Here is an 8,019-nt window from a genome sequence, read left to right as displayed (position 1 = left end):
CCTAAGGATACCAGATTTTAGATCAACTATCAAGATAATTGTGACAGACTACTAGTTAATCAACATTACATATCATGTAATGGAAAACCTTCAATAGTAAAAACAAATCCTATACCAAGAGCATTGGGTAATTTACAACGTAAGGGATTTGCGAGAACCATATCAACAGGCTCGGATAGTAGTTGGGAAATTTTTAAGGAACCAATTAATTCTTCTAAACATACGGATATTTCAAAAGATAAGTGGGGTGAATTTAATACTAATTCATCTAAAGGTGTTATAGACGCATTAATTGACATCGGTCGCATGATGGAAAGTCATTATGGTGACAATAACACGGGTAATATGGAAGCTTTAAATGATCTTATCGATGACACTATAGGCTCAGGTGCTTTGGCACCTGAGGAGTATATGGATAAATACTACCAAGAAAATGGCAGATTACAAGGATATACTCATACTATGGCATTAATAAGAGCTTTGGCTTGTATAAAATATTGGTAAATCTAACATCAAAAACAGGCGTAAAGTCAGGTAAATTCAGACTTTACGCCTGTTTTCTCTTGACACAACTCTGTTTTTGTGTTATATTTAGTATATATTCAGTTTGGATTTGATACTCTGTGCCCTGCACAGGGCAGTATGTATGTAGATTTAACAAAAAGGAGACTAACAATGCCGACTTGGGCGATTGTATTAACGGTGATATTTTCTGGTGTTGTTGCTTTAATATCAGTTGTAAGTTTTCTTAGGTCATTTAAATTCGCCACCAAAGAAGATATAAAAGATCTAAAACAAGATATAAAAAGCATCAACACCCGAATTGATAATCACCTTGAAAATCATTCAAAAACCATATAAACTGGTTCTAAAATGAAATACTTTGTGAGAATTCTGAAAATAATTATTTTCGGTTTTGCTTTTACTGCTAATTTTTTATGGTTTATTATAGGACTTATTTGGATGATGAACAACTTAGCGGTTGAACTACTCATCCTTATATTTTTCTTCTCTATAATGTTCCTAAAAGATATTGACAAATAAAATTTGACATAACTCTGTACCCCACACAGGGTGGTAAAATGTATTCTACTAACTACAAACTCTTTCGTGCGCCGCGTTTAAAGCACCTAAAGCGTAAAACGTGGATAGCACATACAATATGGAATTACTTTTTGGGTTGGCAACGCACGCGACACTCTCTTGGTCTGCCGTATCTCTCTTATAGAGAAATGTCGCGTGAGTTTACCATTCTGCGTAATTCTCATCCGGAGATGTTTTCACATTGGGGAGAACTTGATTCATGGGCGGCAAGAAATGTGCTTAAACGACTGGATAATGGTTATCAACGTTTCTTTAAGAAAATCGCGAAACGTCCGCCAAGGTTCAGGTCTTTTCGCAAGCCTTATTCATTCACAATGTGTCCATCTGGATACAAATTTGATAAACCCATAGGAGGTGACAAAGGATTTGGCATCTACAGCGATAGAGTAACTATCATGCAGAAAACTTACCGATTTAATCTGAGTCGCCCTATTTACGGCAACATAAAGACTGTTACTATCAAAGAAGATTCACTTGGCGATTTTTACATGTCCGTTGTTACTGATCATGTTAAATCACATCTCAAGCCAATGACGGGTAATGCTGCAGGGTTTGATATGGGAATCAAAACAATGCTAACAGCATCTAACGGCAAGAAATATGAATCGCCTCAGTTTTTCACAGAATCCATTGATAAAGTAAGAATTGCCAATCGCCAACTTTCCACAAAACTGAGTGGAAGCAACAACAGAGAACGTGCAAGACAGCATCATGCACGAATGCACCGCAAACTTGCGAGACAGCGCGAAGATCACCACTGGAAACTGGCACTCGAACTTTCCAGAAGATTTGATATTCTGTGCTTTGAAACGTTAAATCTTGACGGCATGAAACGACTGTGGGGTCGCAAAGTTTCTGATATAGGATTCTACTCATTCATGCAGAAAATGAAGTGGCAAGCAAAGAAACGTGGCAAACAAGTTGAGTGCATTGATCAATGGCAACCTACTACTTCAGTGTGTCATGTCTGCGATAACAAAGTTAAATTGGATTTAAACGATCGTGAATGGACTTGTCACCGGTGTAATACTCATCATGACAGGGATGTCAATGCCGCTATAAATATTTTAAAAATAGGCTTGACAAAACATTGTAAATTAGATATAATTTAGTGTAGTCTTATAAACTATTATGGAGGAAATAATTTTGAGCGTAGACACTTTTGACCGTTTAGATCCAACTTTTAGGCATATTCAAATTGAATTGAATAAACACCTAACTAAAATTGAAGAAATATTTGAAGCAGATGCTATTGTAATTTATAGTGCTATAGATTATGATATGATAACTCGATTCAAAAGTTCTGTTGATTTGCTTGAGAATAGAAAAAAACGTTTGGTAATAATACTAAACACTCTTGGTGGATTAGTTGAGGTGGTGGAAAATATAGTAGGTGTAACTCGGCATTTCTACGAAGAAGTATATTTTTTGATACCTGATTGTGCGATGTCAGCAGGAACTATCTTAGCCATGTCTGGAGATAAAATTTTCATGAGCTACTCATCTTGTTTAGGCCCTATTGATCCTCAAGTTGTTAAAGAAGGCAAACTTATTTCTGCATTAGCATATATAAATCAATATGAAAGTCTACTAGAAAAAGCAGAAACAGGTCAAGTTAGTAGTGTTGAATTTGCACTTATAAATAAACTTGATCTTGGTGAACTTCATGAATTTCAACAAGCTAGGGAATTATCAATAGAACTACTATCCAAATGGTTAACTTCCTATCATTTCAAAAATTGGAAAGTAAATCAAGAGCAAAAGGAACAAAAATCCAAAGAAATAGCTAACAGTCTTAGCGACAATAAATTATGGCACTCTCATTCTCGTATGATTACAATAAATGTGTTAAACGAACTGGGTTTAAAGATAGAAGAAATAGAAAAAATAGAAGGTCTTTTTAAACCTCTTAACAATTACACTATTTTGTTGGGTGATTTTATATCTAAAATAAATAATACATCATTCATTAGCAGTAGAGAATTTTTCTAATAAGGAGTAATAAAAATGAATAATCAAAAATTTACGGCATGGCAAATTTCAAGTAAAAATATGGAATTGAATAGGAATCAATTTTTGGAATTTGAACGTTTAAATAGAGAATATCAGTTGTTAGCGGAACCTATAAAAGAATTTCTCAAAGAAGGTATTGATTATAATATAGACGGTCCCTTTGCTAAAATTGACAATCAGAATACCGTGTATATATTGGCAAAATAAAATTAAACAAAAATTTAAGGGGCGGGGCATCGTCCTTTGGTGTAGGTGAAGTGAGACTCTATCGAAGAGCATTCGCCGTTGATTCCACAATTGGCTGGTTTTTGTTTAACCAGAAAAGTATGTCAATCTCTTAGGAATATTTTAATACTTTTTCTGCAAAAGGTCAAGTAAAATTTAAGGTTGGGGCATCAACCTTTGGAGTAGATAGCGTAAGACTCACGCAAAGAGCAGTTGTCGTTGATCCCACAATCCACAAGATAAAGCGACGAGAAGAATCTCCAAGCTTTAGCTTGGAGAGTATGTCAAGCAAAAGAGTCGTGAATTGAGAATTCGTGACGGCATATAGTGTTAAATGTGTGACATGAGACTTGTCTCTATCAATTGTTTGCTATTTTATCATAACCCAAGTTGCTATCCAACAGAAAAATCGTATTACCTGTAGGGATTGGGTTACCCAACCCCTACAAACTAAAATTTGGAAGTAGTGAGAAAATCTTCAGGATTTTGAAAGGGAATTCATGAAATGAATGGTATTAGAACAAATTTCGTAAACTTTAGTCGTCAGTTTGCTCTTCCATCTCGTCTTCGTGCATGATTTCTTCGAGTTTTGTTCCCATGTGGAAAGCAGCGAGGCAGATACCTACCGAAATAGCGAATAACCACTGATAACCGATATGACGTGCAAGGATCCCACCCAAAAACGGCGCGAAACTCACAGGCATGAGGAGCGTGTTCATGAAACCGATGTAACTCGGGCGGTTACGCGGCGGCGCGATATTCAGCATATATGCCATAAAACCGACCATCATGCCGTTTGCCAAAATACCGCCCACGATGAAAATCATGAAGAAGGCGGGCATCTGTAACGAAACTGGCAGTATGCCCGAAGAAAAGGCGAGCGCAGGAGGAATGCCCATCAGTCCGGCTGTGATAATCAGCAGCCACCGTACGCCGTATCTTTCGCCGATGTATCCCCAAAATGTATTTGAGATCACACCACTGAGTGCGGAACAGACAATGAAAAATCCTATCGTCGCCTCTGAAAACTTGAGTTCGTTCAGTGCATAAGGCACGTAGAAAGGGGATGCCATCCCGGAAAGGTGCGCAAAGACACGGAAGAAGATGAAGCGTCGGTAATTTATATCTGTCCGTAGGAAGTATGCCCCGTGCTTTATGTGTTGCCACATCGGTTGACGATTCGGGTGGACAGGACGAATAGGCTCACGCACGCCTAAGAAACTCACGAAAGAGAAGAATGCTGCGGCCACTGAACAGACAAAGAGAAAAGCGTAGTTATACGGAAATCCAAGGTCGGTCTCCAGACGACAGATAGAACCGATAAAATACATGGTGCCCGTTTTGAAGGTTTGCGTAATACTACCGAGTATACCCGTAAATTCGGATTCGTCTCCAAGTACCGCACGAACCAGAAATCCAACCCAGATGGCGAAAAAGCCACCATAGAGTTGTCGCAGGCTAAAGAAACGGGCGCGCTGCTGTGGTGCTATCGCTTTAGAAACGATGTCCATATAAGGAAGCGTCGAAACGCCCATGGCGGAGGAGGATAAGAAGTAGAGTCCGAGAAAGGAGGCGGCAAGCAGCATTGGGTTTCGTTCACCGATTGTGATGGTGCAGAAAAAGACGGCAAGCCATGCCAAAACGCGGACGCTCATGCCGAGCGCGTAAAACGGCATTTTGCGTGGACGATGTTCAAGTAGGTTAGACATCAATAGCTGGGGCCACATCCACCCTGCTGTCATCATTGAACCGGTCAAACCGACCAGAATATCGGAACCACTTAATTTATGGATAAAAGCAGGTAGCACCGTCGATGAATCTGCGAATGCAAGGTTGATGCGCATGAAGGTGCCTTGGAGCAGCGCAAATCGGAAGTTTCGCGTTTTGGTATCGGGATTAGAAACCCCTCTTACTTTAGGTATTTTCTCTTTTGTTTCTATTTTTTCACTTTTCCTTGTGGTTCGGTGAGATTCACCTGGAGTTTTACATTTATTTTTGACATAATTTTCGCAATTAGGTTGAATTGAAATTTCTATCCCTTACCTGACACGAAAAAATTTCCTTTACAGTATCGCATGGTTGTGCTAAATTCCATACAAACTTTTCTAATAGTTGTTAGTTATGAGTTTTTGGTTTTTAGTTAACATCTTATGGCGTTCAATGTCCTTGTGGATGCCACAGCCTATCTCAACGCCACAGCACAGTAACTAATAACTAATAACCACTAAAGGAAACAGATATGGAACCTCTTCGGATTGGATTTCTCGGTGCCGGTGGTTTTGCAAGGCACACCATTTATCCTGCCCTACATCTCGCCCCTGTCGCATTGCAAGCCGTTTGTGATGCCGACGAAAATCGTGCAAAAGACGCTGCTGGCAAATTCGGCACAGGCAGATACTACACTGATCGGCACGAAATGTTTGAAAAAGAAGACTTGGAAGCAGTCATCATCTCCATGGGACCTGACCCGAGACAGCCGCTTGTACTTGAAACGCTTGCGGCGGGGTATCATGTATTTACACCAAAACCGCCAGCACCCTCTCTTGAGGAAACGATTGCTTTGGCAGAAGCCGCAGAAAAACACAGCAAAACACTCATGGTGAACTTCCAGCGTAGGTTCAGCCTCGGTGTGCGTGAGGCGAGGCAAATCATGCAGACCGAATCCTTCGGGCAACTCACCCAACTTTTCTGCTCGTTCTGCAGCGGTAAATACCCGACGGTCAAAAGTTATCTGCTCGATTTCGCTATCCACCATTTCGATTTGGCGCGTCACATCGCCGGTGCGGATGTGAAGGAACTCAGCGTTTTTCACAATGAAGTCGATGGACAAGGTGCTTTCGCTGTTGCTGTAGAATACACCAACGGCGCGGTGGGAAGTTTGCAGCTGAGCAGCCAACGGCTCTGGCAGCGCAACTATGACTATATTGAAATCACCGGACAGCACGAATACATCGTTTTAGATGGATTGTGGGGGGCGCAACATTTCACCGAATCCGGGAACACGTTTACCTCAAACTTTTCTGATCAGCGCAACGGTGAACTGACAGGTGACGGGATCAGCCTTACCGAATTTGCCAACTCGATTCGTGAAGACCGAGAACCGATATCGAGTATCCATGACTGTGTCGGCACGATGCGGTTCTACGATGCTGTCCTTCAACGCAAAAAAGGGGTTATTAGCCTTTAGCAATGGTCTTTGTAGGGGTTGGGTTACCCAACCTCTACGGTTGCATTGATACCCTCTAAAACCTCAAGACACGTCTCTCCGTTAACCAATCGGTGATAATATCCGGCAACCCGTTCGGTAAAGTCCTGATTCCCGTCCAAACCGCTCGGTGCTGCAGCCCCAGCAGGGGACCACAACGCCGCATTAGAGAAAATAGTAGCGAGTCGTGTTTCCACATCTGTTTGGCTTGCCCCAAACGCCCCCTTCAGAACGTCTTGTATCGTCCGATCAGGATCACGAATTTCGTATTCTGTGCCGGTATCGGTGATACCTCTATAGTCATCAGGAGACGAGATTGCGTGGGGGGTCAGGAATCGGAGGACTGTTGCGAAGGAGTATGCGAAGTCATTTTTGAAGAGTTCCGTGCTGGCATTGTAGTTCGGTGAACGGACGATATCGGCGGCGCGTTCTCGGAGTTTCACCGTTTCAATGATGTTAATCCGAGCGTTGTCGTCTTTGACGCGGCGGATGCGGTCAACGAATTCCAGCGAGTATGCGCGAGCACTTTTTCCAGCGATGGGGATATCCGCTTCCACAATCTCAGCGTATCCGTTCATCAGGCGTTCGAGGTGCGGCGCGAAGGTAGGATGTGCTGCTGCTTCGTTGACATATTCAATTCCAGAGAGTGCCCCTTTGTGTGTAATCCCTGGCACATGCACAGAATTCACCAAGAGCAATTTCCAGTCGTGATACGGCTCAATGCTCTCCGCACTGACAACAACGCCATAGTCTTGAAGTTCCGCGAACGGCACGCGCAACATGTTCTCTAAATCTTCTAAAATAAGTGATGTCGCGGGTGGTGCCTCTGCGTAGGTTATGAGTTCATCTTGACCTTCAATCTGTGCACGTGCAGCTGCCTGAATCTCGTCAGGTACAGCGTAGACCTGTGGTACGAGTCGGTCGCCCATCTCATTGAGGAACCCGACGTTTGTCTCTAACCAGGTCGTGTAATCATCGCTCCGTTTCGAATACTCGTTGCAGAGAATATCGCGGATCACATCGCCGTTATTTCGGAGGTTATCCGTGTTGATAACGCAGAGCGTCGCATCTGCCCCGTGATGCGAAAAGTAGCGATAGAGGGTCTCATCCAGTACATCCATCGCCAGTTCACCCTTGGCAATCCCCGCCTCGGTCACACCAATGAGGAGGAGATCTAATGGGTTTTCGGTTTGTGCATAGAACTGTTCGCGACCGGCTTCCGTGGCGAGCGTCGTCGCACCAACAACGCTTGAAACTTGTCGGATGTCATGGATACTACTTAGATCGAATGTGACGACATGGTATACACCACCTTGTTGATTGAAAGCATCAGCTTTCTCAGTGCCGCGCGGCTGTCCGACGAAGATGCCGCCGTTATAGAGATTTCGTTCGTTGAGGATATGAACAAATTCATGGGTTAAGGCGCGTTGTAAACCGCCCGCCCCGATCGCAAGGATCTTGATAGGTATCAT

8 protein-coding genes are annotated in these 8,019 nt (G+C 42.4%); 6 read left to right on the top strand and 2 right to left on the bottom strand.

From position 1 onward, the window contains the following. The first annotated feature begins 123 nt into the window (after positions 1 to 123). The 5 genes from OXH39_08535 (at position 124) to OXH39_08515 (ending at position 3,324) form a co-directional block, all read left to right on the top strand. Entirely contained in the window at positions 124 to 504 is a 381-nt protein-coding gene (locus tag OXH39_08535) for a hypothetical protein (protein MCY3550495.1), read from the top strand. Positions 505 to 675: 171 nt separating this feature from the next. Continuing rightward, positions 676 to 861: a hypothetical protein gene (locus tag OXH39_08530; protein MCY3550494.1), complete on the top strand. Its 186-nt coding sequence runs from the start codon at positions 676 to 678 to the stop codon at positions 859 to 861. A 221-nt stretch (positions 862 to 1,082) separates the two neighbouring features. Further along, on the top strand, positions 1,083 to 2,216 hold the full coding sequence (locus OXH39_08525) for an RNA-guided endonuclease TnpB family protein (protein ID MCY3550493.1): 1,134 nt from the start codon (positions 1,083 to 1,085) through the stop codon (positions 2,214 to 2,216). A gap of 34 nt (positions 2,217 to 2,250) precedes the next feature. Next, positions 2,251 to 3,096, top strand: a complete 846-nt coding sequence (locus OXH39_08520) for an ATP-dependent Clp protease proteolytic subunit (GenBank protein ID MCY3550492.1) — start codon at positions 2,251 to 2,253, stop codon at positions 3,094 to 3,096. A gap of 15 nt (positions 3,097 to 3,111) precedes the next feature. Beyond that, positions 3,112 to 3,324, top strand: coding sequence for a hypothetical protein (locus tag OXH39_08515; protein MCY3550491.1), 213 nt, complete (start codon positions 3,112 to 3,114; stop codon positions 3,322 to 3,324). Positions 3,325 to 3,878: 554 nt separating this feature from the next. On the opposite strand, the gene OXH39_08510 is transcribed toward OXH39_08515, so the two are convergent. Next, on the bottom strand, positions 3,879 to 5,186 hold the full coding sequence (locus OXH39_08510) for an MFS transporter (GenBank protein ID MCY3550490.1): 1,308 nt from the start codon (positions 5,184 to 5,186) through the stop codon (positions 3,879 to 3,881). A 395-nt stretch (positions 5,187 to 5,581) separates the two neighbouring features. Here OXH39_08510 and OXH39_08505 point away from each other — a divergent pair, with 395 nt between their 5' ends. Further along, positions 5,582 to 6,529 carry a Gfo/Idh/MocA family oxidoreductase gene (locus tag OXH39_08505; protein ID MCY3550489.1) on the top strand — a complete coding sequence of 316 codons (948 nt, stop codon included), beginning with the start codon at positions 5,582 to 5,584 and terminating at the stop codon, positions 6,527 to 6,529. Between the two features lie 23 nt (positions 6,530 to 6,552). Here the strand turns inward: OXH39_08505 and OXH39_08500 are convergent, their stop codons facing one another. Then, a complete protein-coding gene (locus OXH39_08500) occupies positions 6,553 to 8,019 on the bottom strand; it encodes a hypothetical protein (protein MCY3550488.1) in 1,467 nt (488 codons plus the stop codon).

The sequence above is a fragment of the Candidatus Poribacteria bacterium genome (assembly GCA_026702755.1).
Classification (GTDB): domain Bacteria; phylum Poribacteria; class WGA-4E; order WGA-4E; family WGA-3G; genus WGA-3G.
Note: the sequence above shows the minus strand (reverse complement) of the source record. Positions and strands in the feature narration are given on the sequence as shown.

Bases quoted from the DNA above. Each gene is read 5' to 3' on its own strand.
- OXH39_08505 (MCY3550489.1), top strand. From the start codon at position 5,582: ATGGAACCTCTTCGGATTGGATTTCTCGGTGCCGGTGGTTTTGCAAGG.
- OXH39_08525 (MCY3550493.1), top strand. From the start codon at position 1,083: ATGTATTCTACTAACTACAAACTCTTTCGTGCGCCGCGTTTAAAGCAC.
- OXH39_08515 (MCY3550491.1), top strand. From the start codon at position 3,112: ATGAATAATCAAAAATTTACGGCATGGCAAATTTCAAGTAAAAATATG.
- OXH39_08510 (MCY3550490.1), bottom strand. From the start codon at position 5,186: ATGCGCATCAACCTTGCATTCGCAGATTCATCGACGGTGCTACCTGCT.
- OXH39_08500 (MCY3550488.1), bottom strand. From the start codon at position 8,019: ATGATACCTATCAAGATCCTTGCGATCGGGGCGGGCGGTTTACAACGC.
- OXH39_08530 (MCY3550494.1), top strand. From the start codon at position 676: ATGCCGACTTGGGCGATTGTATTAACGGTGATATTTTCTGGTGTTGTT.